This window comes from Geomonas sp. Red276 (assembly GCF_054784495.1).
Window position 1 is genome coordinate 100,288 of record NZ_BLXW01000012.1, and the last position, 20,431, is coordinate 120,718.

Consider the following 20,431-nt stretch of genomic DNA (forward strand, 5'->3'; position numbering starts at 1 on the left):
GGGAGCCGAGATAGTCACGGGGCGACCAGCTTCCAGCTCGGGTCGGGGTTGTAGGCGGTCATCTTCCGCGCTATTTCGGCGGTCTTCGCACCCAGGTTCTTCTGGTAGACCCGGCCGCTCTGGCTCACGATGAAGGTCATCACCCCCGAGACGCCCCAACGGCTCGGGTAGGCCACCAGTGCGTGGCCGGCCACCATGTTGCCGTTGATGACGTAGCTGAATTTCCCGCCCGGGGCGCTCTTCTCCTGCTTTTTAAGAATCCTGAAGTAATAGCCGTGGAAGGGGCGACGGCCGTGTTCGCCCGGCTTGCGCGGGGCCATATACCCTTCCTCCTTGGCCTTGGCCACCAGCGGCCCCAGCGGGCTCTGCTTCATCCCGGGGGCGGTCGGCCAATAGAGGCCGTCCCTGGTGCCGGGCCGGCTGATCAGATGCTGGGCGTATTTCGGGATCGGGGCGCCGTCCTGGTCCGGCATGTTGTAGTACTCCTTCTGGGCATCGACGTAGGAACGGCAGACGTTGATGGCCAAGAGCTCGTTGTGCCCGATCCGGCGGTTCAGGATCTCCTCCCGCCCCGCGGTGGTGTCGAAGACCCAGACGTCGTTCTTCTTGACGATAGGTATCGGGAAAGGCCACTTCTTGCTCCCTATCCGAAGGGTCGCCTTGGCATCCCCCTCCCTCACCAGTTGCGCCCCTTCCGCCACGTGGCCGGCGAAATGGTCGAACTCCGCGGCCTCCTCCACCGGGTCTCCCGGTTCAAGATCCTTGAAGGCGGGTCCGAAGATGCGGGACAGCCGCTGCCGGTCCTTCTCCTTGACCGCGTCCACCATGGCCTGGCCGGCGGCTTCCGGCGTGGGGAAGGTCAGTTGGGCGGTCTCGGTAGCGGCGGCTATCGGCTCCCCCTTGAGGGAGGGGACGACGGTCACCAGGGCAACGGCCACCAGCAATCCAAGGCATACCTTCACGATAAAGTCGGTCGTTCTCATATCTCGCGGTTCCTTTTTACTATCCGGATAAAAATTCGTGGTCATTCCGAAAGCTCCCTCCAAGGGGATTTCCGCATTCACCTAGCGCCGGTCGCGTCCTCCGGCGGCCGGCGGGGACTGCCGCGGCGCGCTCGTAGCCGGGCGCTGCACCGCGGGGGCCGAGCGTTGTACCGCAGGGGCGGAATGCTGCACGGGAGCGGAACGCTGGATGGCCGGAGCGGCCGGAGCCGGATGCGACTGCGGAGCGACCGGCCTGGGAACCACGGCCCGCGGCTGCACTGCCGGCGTCAGCCCGCGGCTTGCCTGCCCGCGCTGGCGGTAGACGTTGGCGTCCTGGCTGGTACCGTACCCGCCGTAGCCCGACTGGGAGGCGGGGAGCCGCTGCTGGACATCCCGGCCACGGTAGAGATCCCTCATTCCCGACTTGGTGGTCGACGGAGTGCCGGGGGCCTGCGGTTTCGGCGACGGCTGAACCGCGGGGGCGGGAGAGGGGGTACCCGGCTGTCTATGCTGGGGTTCCTGGCGCTGGCGCTCCGGCCGCTCTCCGGCAGGAGGACGCTCGCCCCCCCGAACCGGGGCCGGCGCAGGTGCCGACGGTGCCGCCGCACCCGGGCGTTCCCTGCGCGGTCTCTCGGCGTTGGGTCTTTGGCGGGGGTTGGCCACCACCGGCCTCCCTTCCCGGCGACGCGCGCTCTCCGTCCTCAGTTCCTGGCGGAAACGGGTGTCATGATGCTCGAGAACGCGGCGATTGACACGCACCTCGGAGTAGCGGGGATTGACGTAGATCCCCCGGCGGTCCCTGATGTGGGGCCTGACCCTCCCGACCCATCCGCCTCCCCGCCAGCCGTGGTAGTAGATCCGGTGGCTGTGCCAGTCGCAGTCGCGGCTGAGCCACGCCCCGATGAGCAAGCCGGCGCTGAAGGTGATGAAGGGATAGGCGGGGCTGTAGCTCTCGTAGTAGACGACGTTGGGATCGTAGACCGGGACGTAGATGTACTCGGGGGAGGCGGGGACGATGCTGATCGCCTCCGGTTCCACCACCACCTGCTGCTGCGGGGTCGAGTAGAGGTTCCCTGCCGCCTCCGCCTCCTGGCGCAGCCACTGAATGGCGTCCATCACGTCCTGGGGCTGCTCGATGTACGCCTGCCCGAGGGCGACGGTCCAGTCGTACTTCTGGTCCATCATGAAAAGCACATCCGGATAGTGGGCGATCGCCTTCACGCTCACGTCCCAGGGCTGATCGTCGATGCGGGCCGCCCGGCCGTACTCCCTGACGTAGCGTGCCGCCTCGTCCACCTGGTCCACGAAGGTCGCGGCCGGGAGTATCTGGGCGATGAGCGGGTCCGGGTAGAGGGCGATGGGGGCCAGGAGATCGTCGAGCTCATCCTGGCTCAAGAGGGGGGCGTCGGAGAGCGCGGAGTTGTCGTAGTACTCGACCTCGTCCATCGGGCCACTGTCCTGCGCCATGGCCGGCGAGCACATCCCGCAGGAGATGAAGAGCAGAAGCGCCGGCAAGGCAAAGAGTAATTTTTTCATGGGTGTCTCCATCTTGAGCTTTTCATCTTTCCAGTGTACCAGATGCCCGTGCCGAGGCAAAGAAAGCCGGCGTAGCTAACCCTCCGGAACCTCCGGGATCCCGGCCCTGCCCGCCGCACTTCCTTTACCCTTCGCTTCAGCATCTTGACGCCATATCGGCTCATGATATCGTTTTTCCTGTTTATTAATTCAGGCTAACGCGATCGCGAGGCGGGGATGAAGGCAGGGATGATTTTCGCACTGGTGGCCGTTCTCTTCGTTTGGCCGCCGGCCCGGGTAATGGCTACCCCCTCCAAGATAATCTGGATTCCGTCCGTGGACGTGCAACCGCTGCTGGTCGGCCACCTGGACGCCGACACCTATTTCCGCCGCGATTCGGCCTCGGCAGGGGGGAGGGAAGCGAACACCATCGACGTCGGTTTCACCATCGGCGTACTCCCCTATGACAAGGTCCGGCTCGAGGTCGGCTTCGACTACCTGACCAGGGCCCAGGACCCCAACGACCAGCATCCGTGGAGCGGCAACATCAAGCTCGGGACCCCGGAAGATTCGATGTTCACCTACTCCCCGGCCATCGCGGCCGGTCTCTACAACGCCCGCCCGGTCAAGGACGTGGAGGCGGGGGACGCCCCTCGCGTGGTTTCCGGGCAGAACATCGTGTACGGAGTGGTGGGGAAAACGGTCCCGGAGATCGGGAGCGTGCCGTCGCTTGGAAGGTTCGCGCTCGGCTACTACCGCGGGTCGAGGAGGGCGCTGGTGGATGTCACCGACGACGGTTCCAGCCGTTACGCCAATTCCGGGCTTCTCTTCTCGTGGGATCGGACCATGAAGGAACTGTCTGACCAACTCTGGCTGGGAGTCGACTACCAGGGGGGAGACAACGTCGATTCCAGTTGGAACGTGGCGTTCGCCTGGAAATTCTGCACGAACGTGTCCGTGCTCTTCGGCTTCGACATCTACACCAAGCGATCGCTCGCGGGACAAAACACCTTCACCATCCAGCTCGACCTCGATTTTCCGAGGTGAGGAAGCGGCTGGGGTAATCCGGTAAAGCGCCAATCACCTACTTACCCGCCAGCGCTAACTCTCGCGCACCTCGACGATTTTCGTGTGGAGCCCTTCCATGTTGAAAGGCTTTTGTATGTAGAACATCCCTTCCTCCAGCACCCCTTCCTTGGCGACCAGTTCCGTAGAGTAACCGGACATGAAGAGCACCTTGGTTTCCGGCCGCTGGTCGACCATCCGCCGCGCCATTTCCCGCCCGTTCATCCCCGGCATGACCACATCGGAGAGTACCAGGTCGATCCCGTCAGCGAGGGAGCCGAAGAGCTCCAGCGCCCCCTCCGGCGTTTCCGCCTGCAAAACCGCATACCCCATCTTCTTGAGCATGGCGGTGGTCATGGACCGGACGTCGGCATCGTCCTCGACCACCAGCACCCGGCCGGACCCGACCGGGATCCGTGACGTTTCCGCCGTCTCCGGGTGGTTTTTCTCCACCCAGCGCGGCAGATAGATCCTGAAGGTGGTGCCGGTTCCCGGCTCGCTCTCCACGTCGATGAACCCATGGTTCTGGGTGACGATACCGTAGACGGTGGCCAGGCCGAGGCCGGTCCCCTTGCCGACCTCCTTGGTGGTGAAGAAGGGCTCGAAGATCCGCTTGACGAGCTCCTGGTCCATCCCGACCCCGGTATCGGTCACCGTAAGGCAGACGAAGTCGCCGGGGCTCGCGTCCAGCCGGTACTCGCAGAACTCCCGGTCCACCGTCATGTTCTCGGTCCGGATGATGAGGGAGCCTCCCTGCGGCATGGCGTCGCGGGCGTTGACGGCCAGGTTGATGAGGATCTGGTCGGCCTGGCAGGGATCGATACGCACCGGCCAAAGCCCTTGGGAGGGACGGAAGCTCAGGATGACCTGCTCTCCGAGCAGGCGGCTCAGCGTCTTTTCCGTCTCCAGGTAGTGGGTGTTGAGGTTCACCTCCCTGGGGGAGACGATCTCCTTGCGGGAGAAGGCCAGCAACTGGCGGACGATCTCCTTGGAGCGCTCTCCGGCCCGGGTGATCTCCTGGATGTACGGGGAGAGGGGGCTGTCGGGGGGGACCTCCACCTGGCAGATCTGCGCGTACCCCAGGATGACACTCAGCATGTTGTTGAAGTCGTGGGCCACGCCACCCGCCAATTGCCCCACCGATTCCATCTTTTGGGACTGGGCCAGCAACCCCTCGGTCCTGCGGTGCTCGGTGACGTCGATCCCGAAGCAGAGGGTCCCCACCACGGCGTCCTCCTCGAGGATGGAGGAGTTGCGCCAGGAGATGGTGCGCAAGGCGCCGCTTCTGGTGACGATCTGGTTCTCGCAGGTACTCCTCATCTCGAGGCTTTCGCCGGGAACGATGCACATCTCTTCGAAGGCATCGCCGGTCATGACCACGTCGAACCAGCTTCTCCCGGTCAACTCCTCCGCCAGGTAGCCGAGCGCCTCCTCGGCCGTGCGGTTCATCAGGGTTACCACCCCCTCGGTGTCGAGTCCCACGATGATGACGTTGGCGGACTGGATCAGCTTCTCGGTATACCTCTTGGCATGGCGAAGCTGCTCGACGGCCGTGGTGCGTTCGGCGATATCCTCGATGCAGAGCACGGTGCCGGCGATCATGCTGTTTTGGAGGATGGGGGCGGCTCCGCAAGCGATGGGGAGGGTGGAGGCGTCTTTTTTGAGGAGCAGCGTCTCGAACTTGGCCATCTGAGTCTGGTCGCCGGTCAACCGGTCAAGCTCACCCTGCACCTCACGCGCAACATCCACGGGGAAGAGCGAGTCGAGGCGGGCTCCGCAGAGTTCGTCGCAGGTGTAGCCGCTCATTTCGTAGCAGCGGCCGTTCACCATCCGGATCACCCCGCCCAGGTCCACCGCCACGATGGCATTGGTGCTGCTCTCCATCACGCGGGCCAGGAAATCGTGGGAGTCCCGCAGTTTCACGTTGGCCAGGGCGATGGCGCGGAAGGGAAACAGGACGAAGGCCAGCAGGCTGAAGAGGAGCCCGACCAGCCCGGTAATCACCGTCCGCTTGAGGATGGGGCGCATGGAGCGGGTGATCTCGATGTAGGCGACCTTGCGGCCGGAGTCCCAAAGGGGCTGGGCGCGCCGCATGATCGGCCCTTCGGGCACCACGTTGTTGGAGGCGACTTCGCTCCCGTCGAGATCCAGGATGTGTCTTCCTACCGCTTCGTCGGAGGTGCTCTGCCGCCGCTCGAGAAGGGCTTCCAGGCGGTCATGCTCGAACTTCCAGAAGACCGGATTGGTCTGGACGATCCCGGAGATGATGGGAGCGGTGAGCTCGGCCTCGGCATCGAGTGTGCCGAGCGTGTACTGGTAACAGATGGCGAAGTAGCCGCAGGAAAAAGCCAGGGCGACCAGGAAGGCCACCAGCACGGTCAGCTCGGAACTCAGCCGCAGGTTACGGGTTATAGTAGTCATGCCTACCGCTCCTTCTGCCAAACCGGGAGGTTCCCGGACGAGCGAAGGATGCTTCGCCCCTTGGCGGAGGTGACGAATCGGGCGAACATCCTGGCGGGTGGGGAGGCCTTATCCGGGACGACGAGGTAGAAGCGTTTTTCCAGCGGGTAGGACCCTTCGGCGAGGTGGCGCAGGGTCGGCTTGATGCCTCCGAAGGAGAGTACCTTGAGGGGATACTTGAGGGACACCAGTTCCGTCAGGGTGCTGATGCCCAGGGCGCCGGGGGTCGCCGCCAGCGTGGACACCGTCTCCTCGTTGGTGGCGGTGATGGTCATCCCCGGTCGTGAGTAGGCCTTCTCCACGGACTGGGCCAATCCGCGGGAGATCGCCATGACGATGCCGGTGTCGACGTCGTTCAGGGGGCGGAGGACCAGGCGGAGAGGGGAGTTGTCCGACCATTGGCTCCTTTTCCCGCTGTAGATGAGCTCCAGGTCCGGAATCGTGAGGTCGGCCTCGTTGACCGAGGGATGGGCGACAAACAGGAAGGGAGATCGTGCGTACTCGATGGCGGTGACGCCCCGCGCCTCGCATTTCTTGAGCGGCCGGCCGGTTACCGCCAGGTCGATGGCTCCTTTTTGAACGGCGGCAAGCCCTCCGCCGCTCCCAAGACTGGGGAGTACCTGCACGGATATATCCGGATGAGCGGCGGAAAAGGCCTCGCCCAAGAGGCGCAGGGAGGGAAGGGCGGAGCCGGTACCGCCGATACGGACCACGGTGACGGCGTTCGCGGAGGAGAAGAGGGGGAGGACGACCAGCGACAGCAGCAAGTAGAGGGCTACCAGCAGTGGGATACGTGGCCTCGTCAGCAGCATTACCTACTCCCGATACTTGATAACAATATGCACATACCCTCCGGAGCCAGGGCAGAGGACCGGCAGGGGCACTCATTCAATGGAAATCACATTAAATAGCGGAAGCCGAAAAGCTGTGACGGACAGGATAGCGCATGCTGTCAACTCTTGGCGGCTGAAGTTAACACATTTTAAAATAAAAGAAAAGAGTGTTTTAACCTGGCGAGAGCCGGTCAGAAAGGACTCCCGGGGCACCACGGATTCATAACCGCACCGCCCTTGAGAGTGCGGAAGCCAACGTATACGCTATCGGGAGCCTTTCACCCAGGCAGCAAAATCACGGATTGCACCGCTTTTGACTAGGTTTTACCGGCCGTTACGCCTGCTATAGCAAGCATTACTTCAATAAAGCAGGCCCCGCAAAAAGATTTGACACCGCCAGCATCCCTCTTGTATATGTATCGCACCGTGTCACAATTATCACATTCGTGCTACCGCCCACCGATCGAGAGGAGATACCAACATGCACATGGCAGATGCTCTGCTCTCCCCGACAGTGGGCGCCACCATGTGGGGTGTCTCCGGCGTATCGGTCGCCTGGTGTGCCTCCCGGCTGGGTAGGGACCCGGATGACCGGAGCGTTCCGCTGATGGGGGTGCTGGGGGCCTTTCTGTTCGCCGCCCAGATGATCAACTTCTCGATCCCCGGCACCGGGTCGAGCGGGCACCTCGGTGGAGGGCTTCTGCTGGCGATTCTGCTGGGGCCTCAGGCGGCCTTTTTCACCATCGCCTCGGTTCTGGTGGTACAGGCGCTTTTCTTCGCCGACGGCGGCCTGTTGGCCCTCGGCTGCAACATCTTCAACATGGGCTTCATCCCCGCTTTTCTGGTCTACCCCTTCTGCTACCGGCGCCTCGCCGGGGAGGGGGGGGGCCGTCGACGTTCGGCGGCGATCATGATCTCTGCCGTGGTCGCCCTGCTGCTCGGGGCGCTGGCCGTGGTCATGGAAACCTCCTTTTCGGGGATCTCGGAGCTCCCGGCGGGAACCTTCGCCACCCTCATGGTTCCCATTCACCTCGCCATCGGCCTGGTGGAAGGGGTAGCCACCGTCGCTATCGTCTCTTTCCTCTCCAAGGCCCGCCCCGCGCTGGTTGACAGCCAGGCATCGGCCGCCACCCGCCCCTGGTATCGCACCGGCCCCGCCGTCATCCTCTTCTGCGCACTGGTGACCGCAGGGATACTCTCCTCCTTCGCATCCAAGGACCCGGACGGCCTGGAGTGGTCGGTTGCACGGGCCACCGGCAAGGGTGATCTGCAATCCGCCGCCCCCCTTCACCGCACCCTGGCCCGGATCCAGGCCAAGACCTCGTGGTTTCCCGAGTACCGCTTCCCCGCCGACCGGCAGGACCGGCCCGCCGCCCCTTCCGCCGCCGCGCATTCCACGACCCCCATCGGCGGCACCGGTGCCGCCGGCCTGGTCGGCACCGTCGTCACCCTTTCGCTGGTGCTTCTCACCGTTTTCGTTCTGAAAAGGCGAAAACAGGGGCATCTGTAGGCGCCGGGAATGGCATCACTCGACGGCGCACTCCTCGACCTCAAGAGGCTCGACCGCCTCGCCGCCGGCTCCACCACCCTTCACCGGCTCGATCCCCGGGTAAAGCTCCTCGCCACCGTCGTCTTCCTGGTCTGCGTGGTATCCTTCGGACGCTACGAACTCTCCGCGCTGGTACCGTTCCTCGTCTATCCCCTCCTGTTGGCGGCGCTGGGTGATCTCCCCATCGGCTACCTCGCCCACAAGGTCCTCCTCATGTGCCCCCTGGCGCTCTTCATCGGGATCGCCAATCCCTTTCTGGATCACCGGGTCATCCTGGAACTGGGGGGCGTCGGCGTCACCGGCGGGGTCATCTCCTGGCTTTCCATCGTGCTTCGCGCCGTATTGACCGTCAGTGCCGCCCTGGTCCTCGTGGCCCTGACCGGCTTCCCCGACCTCTGCCGGGCCATGGAGCGGCTCGGGATGCCCAGGGCCTTCGCCATGCAGCTCCTTTTCCTGTACCGCTACCTGTTCGTGCTGGTGGAAGAGGGGGAGAAGGCCTCCCGCAGCCGGGAACTGCGCTGCGTCGGCAACCGCGGCAGGGGGATCTCGAGCTACGCCTCGCTGGTCGGGCACCTCCTGATGCGGACCTGGCAGAAGGCGGAGAGGATTCACATGGCCATGCTGGCCCGCGGCTTTACGGGGTCGTTCCCGCGGCCGGAGGAATCGTCCCTCAAGGCGGTCGATCTCCTCTTCCTGGCCGGCTGCACCGTCGCCTTCATCACCTTCAGAACAACCAACCCGACGCGGGCCATCGGCTCGCTGGTCACCGGAATCCTGCCATGAGCCACCATATCGTCGAAGTCAAAAAGCTCCGCCACGTCTATCCCGACGGAACCCAGGCGCTCAGGGAGGTCTCCTTCAGGATCACCCACGGCGAATCGGTCGCCCTGATCGGCGCCAACGGGGCGGGGAAATCGACCCTCATCCAGCACCTGAACGGGTACCTGGCCCCGACCGCCGGCGAGATCAGGATCGGCGACTTCCCGCTCTCCAAGGGGACGCTTCCCGAGATCAGGCGGACGGTGGGGATGGTCTTCCAGGACCCCGACGACCAGCTCTTCATGCCGACCGTCTACGAGGACGTGGCGTTTGGCCCGCTCAACCTGGGGCTCGCCGGGGCGGAGCTGGAGTCCTGCGTCCAGGGAACGCTGGAAAGGGTAGGGGGGGCGCACCTGGCCCGCAAGGCGCCGTACCACCTTTCGGGGGGAGAGAAGAAGCGGGTGGCCATCGCCGCCGTCCTTTCCATGTCTCCCGACATCCTGGTCATGGACGAGCCCACGAGCGGTCTGGACCCGTACGCGCGGCGCCAATTGATCTCCCTACTGCGGGAGTTTCACCACACGAAGATATTCACCAGCCATGACCTCGACATGGTCCTCGAACTGTGTGAACGGGTGATCGTACTGAAGGATGGAGAGGTGAGGGCGGACGGTCCCGCACTGGAGATCTTCAGGGACGAACAACTGCTGGCCGAGTGCAGGCTTGAGCCGCCCTTTTCCATGCAGGGGTGCCCGGTTTGTGGTAGTGTTGGACGGGACAAGCGGTAGGAGAGCTCAAGCCTTGAGAGCAGCATAGCTCTCCAGATACTTGAGCTATGCCTTGGTATGCCGTGCAATAGCGTCACTATCTATTGAATAAACAGGTAAATACCTACGTCGGTAAGGAGCGTCGTCATGCTGATTGACAGGGCCGAAATTCTCATCGTCGGGGCCGGCATCATCGGCCTGACCATCGCCCGCGAGCTCGTCAAGCATGGTCACGGCGACATCGTGATCATCGAGAAGGAGACCGATCTCGGCCGCCACGCCTCCGGCCGTAACAGCGGCGTTCTCCATGCCGGGATCTATTACTCGCCCGACAGCCTCAAGGCCAAGTCCTGCCTGAACGGCAACTTCCAGATGCGGGCGTACTGCAAGGAGAAGGGGCTTCCCCTTCTGGAGAACGGGAAGGTGATCGTGACGAGGACCGCCGAGGAGTTGCCGGTCCTCGACGAGCTCTTCACCCGGGCGACCGCCAACGGCGCCAAGGTGGAGATGATCGACGAAAAGCAGCTTGCCGAACTGGAGCCCAACGCCCGGACGGTGGAGCGGGCGCTCTACTCGCACTATACGGCGGTGGTCGATCCGAAGGCGGTCCTGAAAAGCTTAAAGCATGACCTGGAAGCGAGCGGCAAGGTGAAGATCATCCTGGACTGCCGGCTCACCGGCATCAAGGGGAGCGGGACCGCGCAGACGAGCAAGGGGGAGATCGGATTCAACCGCTTCGTCAACGCGGCCGGTGCCCACTGCGACAAGGTGGCGGGGCATTTCGGCGTCGCCACCAACTACCGGCTGATCCCGTTCAAGGGGGTCTACCGGCTCTTGAGCAAGAGCGCCCCCTTCACGGTCAACTCCAGCATCTATCCGGTACCGGACATCAGAAACCCGTTCCTGGGCGTGCACTTCACCCGCAGCGTCCACGGGGACGTCTACGTGGGCCCGACGGCCATTCCCGCCTTCGGCCGGGAGAATTACGGGATCCTGGCGGGAATCGATGCGGAAGGGTTCGCCATCGCCTTCGAGGACCTCGTTCTCTTCATGGCCAACGCGAAGTTCAGGAGCGTGGCGCTCTCGGAGCCGGTAAAGTACCTCCCGTCCTGCTTCTTCAAGGATGCCGCCCGTCTGGTCAAGGAGATCGCCCCGGGCGACCTGGTGGCGGCCACCAAGGTCGGCATCCGCCCCCAGCTGGTCGACTGGAACACGAAGGAGATGGTGATGGACTTCATGGTCTTGGCCGACGGGCCGGCCCTCCACGTCCTCAACCCCATCTCCCCGGCCTTCACCTCCTCCATGGATCTCGCCCAGGGGATGGTCGCCAAATACTTCTGACGGTCTGCGTGCCGTGATTTCTAAGAGATGGCGCGCTAACACACTAACCAGCAGGGGCGGCACTGCCAGTGACAGAAGCGTGATCATCTCAACAGTTACTGCCTTGCCGCCGTCTCAACTGCTGCCATTCCTCCCTTCACCCCCCCCTTTGACAAGCTGCCACAAATTTTCTCTCTCACCGGTTGCAAATCCAGACGATCCCCTTAATATTAATCTTTATCAATTCCATTGGTTAATCTGTTTTAATTCGTTACTCTCCGGAAAGGTGGTGCCACTGACATGACCCAACTCGACGAGCTAGAGGCCCGCTCCATCTACATACTGAGGGAAGCCTACAAGAACTTCGGCAACCTCTGCATGCTCTGGTCGATGGGTAAAGACTCCACCGTCCTCCTTTGGCTGGTACGCAAGGCCTTCTTCGGGCACTGCCCGGTCCCCCTGGTCCACATCGACACCTCCTACAAGATCCCGGAGATGATCACCTACCGCGACGAGACCGTGAAAGAGTGGGGTCTCAACCTGGTGGTCGGCCAGAACCGCAGGGCGCTCGCCGAGGGGATGCACCCCTCCAACGGGACCCTCCAGTGCTGCAGCGCGCTCAAGACCGAGGCGCTTCGCGCGCTTTTGGAGGAAAAGGGGTACACCGGGGTGATCGTCGGGGTCCGTTCCGACGAGGAGGGGACCCGGGCCAAGGAGCGCTACTTCTCGCCGCGGGACCGGAACAACGACTGGGCCTTCCGTGAGCAGCCTCCCGAACTCTGGGACCACTTCAAGATCACCTTCCAACCGGGAACCCATCTCCGGATCCACCCCCTGCTGGACTGGTGCGAGATCAACATCTGGGAGTACATCGAAAGGGAGCGCATCCCGATCATTCCCCTCTACTTCGACCGCGGCGACGGGATGCGCTACCGCAGTCTCGGCTGCGCCCCCTGCACCTCGCCGATCGCCTCCCAGGCCAAGGACGTGGCCAGCATCGTCGAGGAGCTCCGCGGCACCCGGGTGGCGGAGCGCAGCGGCCGGGCCCAGGACGGCAACCGCGGCATGGAGAAGCTCCGCAAGGACGGCTACATGTGATGTCTCAATGAAACGTGAGGAAGGAGAGGACCGTGGAACAACTTGCCAGGGTGACGAGCGGCACGGGGGAGGGGAACTCCGGCACGAGGAAGGTGCTGACCGCGCTGGGGACCAACATGATCAAGGGGATGAACGGGTTCGGCAGGGTGGCGCTCAAGGACGGCCGTGCCTTCCTCAAGCTGGACCGCGAGTATCTCCTGGAGAAGAGCAGGCGCCTCACCGGCCTCGACGATTTCGGGGAGAGCGACTTCCTGGAACCGCTCGAGATCCTGCTGGAATCCTTCGAGCGCGACGCCAAACTCAACCTGATCGGCCGCATCACCGTCCACGCCGAGATGCTCCGCATGCTCTGCAACAAGCTCACCATGCACCACGACCGGAAGATGAATTCCGGCATCGCCGAGGAGCAGGTGGTGAAGCCGATCTTCATCACCGGCCTTCCCAGGAGCGGCACGACCTTTCTCCATGCGCTCCTCTCCTGCGATCCGGCCGCCCGCGCCCCCCAGGTCTGGGAGGTCATGCACCCGTCGCCCCCGCCGGAAAGCGCAAGCTACCTCTGCGACCCGCGCATCGCCAAGACCCGTCGTGAGCTGGCCTGGATCGACGTGCTGATGCCGGGTTTCGACAAGTGCCACACCATCGATGCCACGCTCCCCCAGGAATGCATCGCCATGACCGACCATTCCTTCCTGAGCTACGTCTTCGAATCGATGTACTACGTGACCGGCTACCGCGCCTGGCACGACAGCCAGGACAAGCTTCCGGCCTACCGCTGTCACCGGGGATTCCTGCAGCACCTGCAGTGGCGCTGCCCCGGCGGCCACTGGGTATTGAAGGCGCCCAGCCACCTCATGGCGCTCGATTCCCTCTTCAAGGTCTATCCCGACGCCCAGGTGGTGCTCACCCACCGCGATCCCCTGAAGATCCTCCCGTCCTGCGCGAGCTTCGCCCACGTGCTGCGCTCCCCCTTCACCGGCCCCATCGACCTCAAGGTGCTCGGGGCCGAGGTCAGCAAGCGGTGGGCCGACAGTGCCCGCCTGGTCACCCGGCTGCGCCGGGAAAGACCCGAGCTGGAGAACCGGTTCTGCGACGTGAGCTACCAGGACCTGATCCGCTACCCGATGGCCGTGGTCAGGAGGATCTACCGCCACTTCGGCCGGGAGCTCACCAGCCAGGCCCAGCGTGCCATGGAGCATTTCATCCGGGAGAATCCCAAGGACAAAAACGGTGTCCACCACTACTCGCTGGAACAGTTCGGGCTCGACCCCGACACCGAGAGCAGGGCGTTTGCCGAGTACGTAGACTACTTCAAGGTCGTCCCGGAGGGGCACCATTCCCGGTCAAGACACCCAAACCACCACCGGTGATCCGAGCCGCGTGACCATGCGCCGCCTCAACCTGGCGCTTTTGGTGATCGCCGCCGTCGCCCTGGCCGTGCTGTTACGGGGCCTCGACTGGCCCGCGCTCGCGGAAACCCTGGGGATGGCCCGGCACCACTGGCCGCTCCTGCTGATCCCCTACGCCCTGACCACCTTCCTGTGGACCCTTTCCTGGCGCCTGCTCCTGCCGGGAGCGCCGGGCACCCTCTCGCTGTGGCGGCTATACCTCCTCAGGCTGGCCGGGGAGTCGCTCAACCAGCTCACCCCCACGGCCTCGCTCGGTGGTGAGCCGTTCAAGACCGTGCGGCTCCAGGCGGCGGGGGTCCCCTGGCAGCAGGCGGCCACCTCGGTCATCATCCACAAGGCCGCCATGGTGCTCAGCCTGGTCCTCTACCTCCTGATCGGCCTGGCACTTCTCCCGGCGGTGCTCCCCGAGGTCCCCTCCCGGCTCGCCTGGTCCGGCTGGCTCGGGACCGGCGCACTCGCCCTGGCGGGAGGATGCTTCCTGGTCGTCCAGCGGGCGAGCCCCTGCACGTCGCTGCTCGGGACACTCAAACGGATCGGCATCTGTCCGGCCTTCCTCATATGCCGCGCGGAGGCGCTCGCCTCGCTGGATGCCACCCTGGCCGGCTTTTATCGCCGGCATCCGTGGCTCGCCCTCGGTTCCCTGCTGTTGTTCCTGCTAGGCTGGGCCGCCCACGCGGCGGAGGTCTACCTGATCTTCGCCTCCCTCGGCCACGGGATAGGCCCGGGCACCGCTCTTTGCCTGGACGCCCTTTCCCAGATGGTGGCGGCCCTCGGCTTCATGATACCCGCCTCCCTCGGGGTGCAGGACGGAGGAAACCTGCTGCTGGCCCTGGGCTTCAGGCTGGGTGCCACCCTGGGAGCCGGGTTCGGGCTCCTGAGGCGGTTCCGGGAGGCCTGCTGGCTGCTGCTCGGCCTGCTGGCGGTGACTAGCGAGAGGTGAAACAGATCGACACATGGTTTCCAGGGGATGCGATGCGGGGATTTCACATCATGGTCGTGGTGCTCCTGCTGGCGGGATGCACCCTCGGGCTTCCCCGCGATTACCTCCCGCCGCCGGTGGGGAGCAATTTCCCCGACCCCGTGAAGACGATCGCCATTCCGCTGCCGGTGGTGGCGACGAGCCCCAACGAGGGGATCACCTCCGGGGGGCTCGTCGCCTTCCTCCTCCACGACAGCCACGACCTGGTGAGCGCGCTGGCCGTCCCCCAGGAGAACTACAACCGGTACTTCGGCTTCACCACCTCGCTCTACGCCGCCTTCTATCCCGAGCCCGACCGCAGCTACAAGCTAAGCCTCGCCAAGGCCACCACCATCAACGAAGAGTTGAGGTTCCGCTACAGCGACGAACATTTCCTTTCTCCCCGCTTCTATTTCTCGGTCAATGCCTTTACCTATGCGGACGGGTCGGCCCGTTTCTTCGGGTTCCAGTCCACCTCCCAGAAAAGAAACGAGACGAACTACACCGACCACGAGACCGGGATCGCGCTGACCGGCGGCTACCGTCCGTTCCATCCCTTCGAAATCGCCTTCGGCGAGCGGTTCAAGGACGTCGACATCCGCCCTGGCGCCGTAAAGTCTCTGCCGTTCATCACCGGTGTCTTTCTTCCCGACTACGTTCCCGGGGTGGAGGGGTACCATCTTCATGCCCAGAAGCTTTCCTTTCTCTACAACACCCTGAACTCGCCCGGGATGCCCACCGAAGGCACCTACGCCCGCATTTCCATCGAGAACAGCTCCAAGCTCCTCGGCAGCGCCGCCCCCTTCCTCACCTACGAGGCCGAGGTGAAACTCTACCGCCCCCTCCGGGAGGAACGCTTCATTTCCGTGCTCCGTTTCGCCTTCAACCAGAACGAGGGAAACCGGATCCCTTTCCTCGAGCAGGCCGTCCTGGGAGGGGAGACCACCCTCCGCGGCTACGGGCAGAACCGTTTCGTCGACAAGAGCTGCATGCTTTTGAACCTGGAGGAGCGGATCCGGCTTTTTCGGTGGGAGGTGTTCAAGGTCAAGGCGGACTGGGAGCTCGCCCCCTTCGTCGACCTCGGCACGGTGATGAGATCGCTGGTGGAGGCCAAACAGCAGAGCTTCGAGTTCAACCCGGGGGTGGGCATCAGGGCGGTGGTGAGGCCCAACATCGTGGGAAGGATCGACGTCGGCTTCGGCAAGGACGGCCCGGCGGTCTTCGCGGGGCTCGGCTACCCGTTCTAGCGCAATCATGAAAAAAGCGGGACCCCGATCGGGATCCCGCTTCGATTTTCACGGCTGTCGCGAGCCTTTCAAGCTAGTTGATGGTGCTGCCGGTGGAGCCGGTGCCGGTGGTGGTCTGGCAGTTGATCGGGGACTGGATGGTCACCGCGGCCGAGCTGCCGGAGACGGCCATGGTCTTGGCACCCCAGGTCTTGTTGGTCCGGTCGTAGGCGAAGAAGCTGTAGTTGCCCGGCAGCAGGTTGAAGGTGTAGGTACCGTCGGTGCCGGTCGCGCCGGAGACGTTCGCGTAGCTCGCGGTGTTCATCGCCATGACCTGGCCGGAGGGGACCGCGCGGGTCACGCTCGGATCCTGGGTGCAGTACTCGAGGACGGTGATGGTGGTCGGGATCGGCTTCAGGGCGGCGGGAGCCACGTAGTCGAGCGAGATGGCGTGGTTGGGCTGTGCGCACCAGTCGATCCCGTTGGGGGAGTTGGCGGTGGTGGAGGCCACCACGTTGTTGGCGCTGTCGATCAGGTAGAGGTCGAGCTTCTGGCCGGCCGGGATCCGGAAGGCGGTGACGGAGCCGTCGCCGGAGGGCTTGGAGCCGCGGTAGAGGAACCCGGCGCCGTTGTGGAAGGCGGCCTTGACGGTGAGGGCCAGCTTCTGGGCGTCGTTGGTCAGGTTAAGAACGCCGGTGCAGGTGTTGGAGTACATCCAGTCGAGGTTCCAGTAGGAGAAGTGGTTGGTGGTGTAGTTGACGAAGAGCTTGCCGCTCTGGTCCTGCAGCACGGTGCCGAGCACCTGGTTCCCCTGGCTGTCCACCTCGGCTTTCCAGGTAGCGGTGGTCTCGTTGTAGGTCCAGATGGGCACCTGGTCGCCGGCGGCGACGGCAGCGCCGGTCTCGGGGTTGATGGTGCCGGCCGGGATGTCCATCCTGATGGTGAAGGGGGTGTTGGCGGAACGGGCGACCTTGCCGGTCGAGTCGGTGACGTTGACCGCCACGAAACCGGCGGTGGCGAAGGAGCCGGCGGTTGCCCCGGTGTTCTGGTTGGCGGCGACGCTCACGTTGGTCAACCCGCCCGGGAAGTTCTCCATCGGGGTGGAGTTGGCGATGTTGGAGCTGCTGAGCGCAGCGGTCGGCGGAGCGAAGGTGGTCACCGTGGCGGTGACGGTGCCGGAAAGCGCGTTGCCGCTGGCGTCCCGGAGGATGGTGCTGGCCGGGATGGTCACCTGGGCGGCGGACCTGGTGGCGGTGTCGGTCGGGGCCACGTTGGCGGTGATGGGAGCGGCCAGGCCGGTAGTGGCCGAGGCGGCCACCGGGGCGCTGGTAGCGGCGGCCAGGCCCGGGGTGGCCGAGGCGTTGTTCGGATCGACCAGCTTCACGACGAAGCTGTAGGAACCGACGCTGGTGATGGTGACCTGGGCGGAGCTGGAAACGCGGCCGGTTGCGTTGCCGATCGCGGTCACGGTGACCGGGAGGGTGGCGTTGGAGGAGACGTAGAAGCTCACCAGGCCGTTGGCCCCGACGGTGGCGTTGGTCAGTACGGTGCCGCCGGTGCGGTCGGAGTAGACGTTGACGTGGTTGCCGTTGGGGTCGGTGGCGGAGAGAGTCACGGTGCCGGAGATCGGTGCGCCGCTGGCGTCGGCCAGCACGCCGGAGACGGCGTACTTCTCGGTGCTGAGAGCCGTCACCTGGTTCATGTTTACCCCTTCGGGGTGGTTGCTGCAGGCCGGGAGGGCGAGCAGTGCTGCGCCAAGACAAAGATAGACACGTTTCATGATAAGGCCTCCTGTATTAACTCGATGGAATAGTGGCATTACAATTGATTCATCGCCGTTGATGCAATCAACCATGACGAAGAACTGTACCAGTGGATGCAACCATGCTGAAAAGGCGAGACCGCAGAGGGTGAGAAGACGCGGAGGGAAAGGTATAGCGATTAGAAATATCTATATCACTGACAAATCCCGTTTTATTTTGCCCTGTTGTGAGATGGAGGCGACCAGATGATACTGCTAAGCTATAAAAATAGCGACACTTTATCTTTCTATGAGCGCCATGTCAAGATCCAAATAGGTTAAATCAACCGTTTTCCCCTGTGACGGACAAACAGCCGCCAAGCCTCCGCTGTCCCTTCTGGTCACAGGTCCACCCCCGCAATTGTTCGTTTCGATGACATTTCAGCGACTTTCGGCTGAACCAAGGTCGCCGGAGCGATATTGGGATCTTCCGCGGATATGCGGGCCGGGAGGCGGCGTCCCGCCCACCTGGCCAAGGTACCGGTCGTGCGTGATATTGCCCCGGCTCGGAGAGATATAATTAAATTACCGGCGAGAGCCCCCTCCATCCCCTTGCCCACTCTCATGTGCCGCTCCCCATCCTCCTCGACCCGACGCCCCCGCCCCGGTTGCGTTCCCCCTCCGCACCGCTATACTTTCCAGGTCCCCGGCATACTCATAAACACCCGGCCCCGGCCGGATTAACCTTCCAACCGCCGCCCGAACCGGCACCGGCCCGGCCAGCGTCGCGGTCAACGAGAGCGCACGGCAATGACCCAGAAAATCTGTCTGATCCTGATGCCTTTCGACAAGCGCAAGGACGCCTCGGGGCGGGTGATCGATTTCCAGGCGGTCTACGAACGGCTGGTGGTCCCCGCGGTGGAGGCGGCGGGGCTCTACCCGGTGCGGGGCGGCCAGGGACGCACCGGGATCGATGGGCACCTCCTGGAGCGCCTTACCCTCTGTGACCACGCGGTGGTGGACCTCACCGCCGCCGATCCCGCCGTCTTCTATCAACTTGGGGTCCGCCACGCCCTCAAGCGGCGCTCGACGCTCCTCATCTACGCCCTGGAAAGGGGCCAGCTCCCCCTCGACGTCCAGCGGCTCGAAGCCGTCCCCTACCGGCTCTCTCCCCAGGGGCAGCCTGAATACGAGGCCAAATTCCGCACCCTCATCACCGGCCGTTTAAAAAACCACGAGGATGCCGCCAGCGAAAGCCCGCTCTTCCCCTTCATGGAGCGGGTACCGAAGCGGGGAGGGGAGTCGCTGGCGAAACTCGGCGAGCAGGTCCGGCAGGAAGCGGCCCTCTGGGACCGACTGGAGCGTGCGCGGCAGGAAGGTGGGGAGGCGGTCCGCGGGGTCGACCTACAGGTAGGGAACACGGCGCAGGCGGAACCGGGACTGGTGCTCGAGCTCTTCTTCGCCTACCGGCAGGTCCACTGGTGGTCGGAGATGGTCGAACTGGTGAAACGGATGCCATCGGAACTGGCGGATTCCATCCTCGTGCAGGAACAGCTCTCCCTGGCCCTCAACAGGATGGGGAAGGGGGTAGAGGCCGAGCAGACCATGCGTGACCTGATCGCCCGCCGCGGGCTGAGCAGCGTAAGTTACGGGAAACTGGGAAGGATCCTGAAGTACCAGTGGGAAAAGACGCTCGAGCAGGGAAACCGGCAGCAAGCCAAGGAACTCCTCGAGAAGGCTGCCACCGCGTACCTCAAAGGGTTCGAGGCCGACTGGCGGGACACCTACGCGGGGGTCAACGCGGTCACCCTGATGGAGCTCAAGCAGCCTGCCGACCCGCGCCGGCGCGAGATCCTCCCGGTGGTGTACTACGCGGTGGAGCAGAGCATCAGGTCGGGGGCGGCCGATTACTGGGACTTCGCCACTCTGCTCGAGTTGGCGGTGCTGTCCTGCGATGAGGCGAAGGGGATCGATGCCTTGGGGAGAAGCCTCGCCCGGGTCCGCGAGGCGTGGGAGCCGCAGACCACGGCCAAGAAGCTCAAACTGATCAGGGACGCCCGCATGGGGCGCGGTGCGGAGTGCCCAAGCTGGGCGGACGCCGCCATGGAAAAACTCCTGGAGGCGGCCGCCCGCTGGGGTGGAAACGGGTAACTCAGGTGCGGGCGAATTTCCCGAAGGCCTGCAAGAACTGCGGGAGGAGCAAGGGAGCGCTCGCCTGGATCTTGCCGCTCAGAAAGTCCATGATCCCCGGCTGGTAGCCGTCGAACCAGATCTTCTTGAACATCTGCTGGCTGGTCTTGCAGCTGCAGTCCGCGTCGCCGCCGGCGTTTCCTCTCTCGACCGAATAGCAATCCGCGTCGACCGTGACGGTGAAGGTCTCCTCGTCCATGGAGAAGCGGAAAACGGTCTTCCTGGTGAACACCCCCTTGGTGAACAAAGACCCCATCTGATTTATCAGGTCATCAACTACTGCGTTGGACATCCGGTACTCCCCTTTATAGATAGTCGGTGGCCCCGCCGCCTAAACTCCGGCAAAGGCTGGGCCGCCCCTGACGGGAACCGGTCGGTCCCGAAGGAAGGGAGATCATAGTTATCCTTTCCCCGGCTGTCAATCGGTAGCTTCACCCCCGGCAGTCCGCTCCCCCAAAATTGACGGCGGACGCGCTCCCGTATATCATTAAAATCAGAGGGAGTTCTCGGGATCGATGTCTGCACGGCACCCCGGTCCCGCATCCTACCACTGATTCGGGT

At 63.9% G+C, this 20,431-nt stretch carries 16 protein-coding genes; 10 read left to right on the forward strand and 6 right to left on the reverse strand.

Annotated elements, in window-relative coordinates; genetic code table 11:
- Positions 1-14: 14 nt before the first annotated feature.
- Positions 15-983 carry a DUF2950 domain-containing protein gene (locus ACYVL5_RS10550; protein ID WP_460595529.1) on the reverse strand — a complete coding sequence of 323 codons (969 nt, stop codon included), beginning with the start codon at positions 981-983 and terminating at the stop codon, positions 15-17.
- An 81-nt stretch (positions 984-1,064) separates the two neighbouring features.
- Entirely contained in the window at positions 1,065-2,519 is a 1,455-nt protein-coding gene (locus ACYVL5_RS10555) for a DUF3300 domain-containing protein (protein WP_460595530.1), read from the reverse strand.
- 228 nt (positions 2,520-2,747) lie between these two features.
- On the opposite strand from ACYVL5_RS10555, the gene ACYVL5_RS10560 reads away from it, so the two are divergent.
- Positions 2,748-3,545, forward strand: a complete 798-nt coding sequence (locus ACYVL5_RS10560) for a hypothetical protein (protein ID WP_460595531.1) — start codon at positions 2,748-2,750, stop codon at positions 3,543-3,545.
- A 54-nt stretch (positions 3,546-3,599) separates the two neighbouring features.
- Here ACYVL5_RS10560 and ACYVL5_RS10565 read toward each other — a convergent pair whose 3' ends face one another.
- Complete coding sequence (locus ACYVL5_RS10565) at positions 3,600-5,984, reverse strand: hybrid sensor histidine kinase/response regulator (protein WP_460595532.1); 2,385 nt, start codon at positions 5,982-5,984, stop codon at positions 3,600-3,602.
- Between the two features lie 2 nt (positions 5,985-5,986).
- Positions 5,987-6,835, reverse strand: coding sequence for a PstS family phosphate ABC transporter substrate-binding protein (locus ACYVL5_RS10570; protein WP_460595533.1), 849 nt, complete (start codon positions 6,833-6,835; stop codon positions 5,987-5,989).
- A 502-nt stretch (positions 6,836-7,337) separates the two neighbouring features.
- Between ACYVL5_RS10570 and ACYVL5_RS10575 the strand changes: the two genes are divergently transcribed.
- From ACYVL5_RS10575 to ACYVL5_RS10610, 8 genes are all read left to right on the forward strand, one after another.
- On the forward strand, positions 7,338-8,366 hold the full coding sequence (locus ACYVL5_RS10575) for an energy-coupling factor ABC transporter permease (protein ID WP_460595534.1): 1,029 nt from the start codon (positions 7,338-7,340) through the stop codon (positions 8,364-8,366).
- A 9-nt stretch (positions 8,367-8,375) separates the two neighbouring features.
- Positions 8,376-9,188, forward strand: a complete 813-nt coding sequence (gene cbiQ, locus ACYVL5_RS10580; RefSeq protein ID WP_460595535.1) for an energy-coupling factor transporter transmembrane component T family protein — start codon at positions 8,376-8,378, stop codon at positions 9,186-9,188.
- Complete coding sequence (locus ACYVL5_RS10585) at positions 9,185-9,952, forward strand: energy-coupling factor ABC transporter ATP-binding protein (protein ID WP_460595536.1); 768 nt, start codon at positions 9,185-9,187, stop codon at positions 9,950-9,952. Before cbiQ ends, ACYVL5_RS10585 begins: the two co-directional genes overlap by 4 nt.
- A gap of 126 nt (positions 9,953-10,078) precedes the next feature.
- Complete coding sequence (gene lhgO / locus ACYVL5_RS10590) at positions 10,079-11,272, forward strand: NAD(P)/FAD-dependent oxidoreductase (protein WP_460595537.1); 1,194 nt, start codon at positions 10,079-10,081, stop codon at positions 11,270-11,272.
- A 279-nt stretch (positions 11,273-11,551) separates the two neighbouring features.
- The gene (cysD, locus tag ACYVL5_RS10595; RefSeq protein ID WP_460595538.1) at positions 11,552-12,349 is read left to right on the forward strand and encodes a sulfate adenylyltransferase subunit CysD; all 798 of its coding nucleotides are present in this window, start codon (positions 11,552-11,554) and stop codon (positions 12,347-12,349) included.
- A gap of 32 nt (positions 12,350-12,381) precedes the next feature.
- Positions 12,382-13,716: a sulfotransferase family protein gene (locus tag ACYVL5_RS10600; RefSeq protein ID WP_460595539.1), complete on the forward strand. Its 1,335-nt coding sequence runs from the start codon at positions 12,382-12,384 to the stop codon at positions 13,714-13,716.
- 16 nt (positions 13,717-13,732) lie between these two features.
- On the forward strand, positions 13,733-14,695 hold the full coding sequence (locus tag ACYVL5_RS10605; RefSeq protein ID WP_460595567.1) for a lysylphosphatidylglycerol synthase domain-containing protein: 963 nt from the start codon (positions 13,733-13,735) through the stop codon (positions 14,693-14,695).
- Between the two features lie 32 nt (positions 14,696-14,727).
- Entirely contained in the window at positions 14,728-15,960 is a 1,233-nt protein-coding gene (locus ACYVL5_RS10610; protein ID WP_460595540.1) for a BamA/TamA family outer membrane protein, read from the forward strand.
- Between the two features lie 73 nt (positions 15,961-16,033).
- Here ACYVL5_RS10610 and ACYVL5_RS10615 read toward each other — a convergent pair whose 3' ends face one another.
- Positions 16,034-17,719, reverse strand: a complete 1,686-nt coding sequence (locus tag ACYVL5_RS10615; protein WP_460595541.1) for a hypothetical protein — start codon at positions 17,717-17,719, stop codon at positions 16,034-16,036.
- Between the two features lie 771 nt (positions 17,720-18,490).
- Here ACYVL5_RS10615 and ACYVL5_RS10620 point away from each other — a divergent pair.
- Positions 18,491-19,831, forward strand: a complete 1,341-nt coding sequence (locus tag ACYVL5_RS10620; protein WP_460595542.1) for a TRAFs-binding domain-containing protein — start codon at positions 18,491-18,493, stop codon at positions 19,829-19,831.
- Between the two features lies 1 nt (position 19,832).
- On the opposite strand, the gene ACYVL5_RS10625 is transcribed toward ACYVL5_RS10620, so the two are convergent.
- Positions 19,833-20,162: a hypothetical protein gene (locus tag ACYVL5_RS10625; protein WP_460595543.1), complete on the reverse strand. Its 330-nt coding sequence runs from the start codon at positions 20,160-20,162 to the stop codon at positions 19,833-19,835.
- Positions 20,163-20,431 lie beyond the last annotated feature (269 nt).

Coding starts and splice junctions, on each gene's coding strand:
- ACYVL5_RS10550 (WP_460595529.1), bottom strand. CDS start 983: ATGAGAACGACCGACTTTATCGTGAAGGTATGCCTTGGATTGCTGGTG.
- ACYVL5_RS10555 (WP_460595530.1), bottom strand. CDS start 2,519: ATGAAAAAATTACTCTTTGCCTTGCCGGCGCTTCTGCTCTTCATCTCC.
- ACYVL5_RS10560 (WP_460595531.1), top strand. CDS start 2,748: ATGATTTTCGCACTGGTGGCCGTTCTCTTCGTTTGGCCGCCGGCCCGG.
- ACYVL5_RS10565 (WP_460595532.1), bottom strand. CDS start 5,984: ATGACTACTATAACCCGTAACCTGCGGCTGAGTTCCGAGCTGACCGTG.
- ACYVL5_RS10570 (WP_460595533.1), bottom strand. CDS start 6,835: ATGCTGCTGACGAGGCCACGTATCCCACTGCTGGTAGCCCTCTACTTG.
- ACYVL5_RS10575 (WP_460595534.1), top strand. CDS start 7,338: ATGCACATGGCAGATGCTCTGCTCTCCCCGACAGTGGGCGCCACCATG.
- cbiQ (WP_460595535.1), top strand. CDS start 8,376: ATGGCATCACTCGACGGCGCACTCCTCGACCTCAAGAGGCTCGACCGC.
- ACYVL5_RS10585 (WP_460595536.1), top strand. CDS start 9,185: ATGAGCCACCATATCGTCGAAGTCAAAAAGCTCCGCCACGTCTATCCC.
- lhgO (WP_460595537.1), top strand. CDS start 10,079: ATGCTGATTGACAGGGCCGAAATTCTCATCGTCGGGGCCGGCATCATC.
- cysD (WP_460595538.1), top strand. CDS start 11,552: ATGACCCAACTCGACGAGCTAGAGGCCCGCTCCATCTACATACTGAGG.
- ACYVL5_RS10605 (WP_460595567.1), top strand. CDS start 13,733: ATGCGCCGCCTCAACCTGGCGCTTTTGGTGATCGCCGCCGTCGCCCTG.
- ACYVL5_RS10610 (WP_460595540.1), top strand. CDS start 14,728: ATGCGGGGATTTCACATCATGGTCGTGGTGCTCCTGCTGGCGGGATGC.
- ACYVL5_RS10615 (WP_460595541.1), bottom strand. CDS start 17,719: ATGAAACGTGTCTATCTTTGTCTTGGCGCAGCACTGCTCGCCCTCCCG.
- ACYVL5_RS10620 (WP_460595542.1), top strand. CDS start 18,491: ATGACCCAGAAAATCTGTCTGATCCTGATGCCTTTCGACAAGCGCAAG.
- ACYVL5_RS10625 (WP_460595543.1), bottom strand. CDS start 20,162: ATGTCCAACGCAGTAGTTGATGACCTGATAAATCAGATGGGGTCTTTG.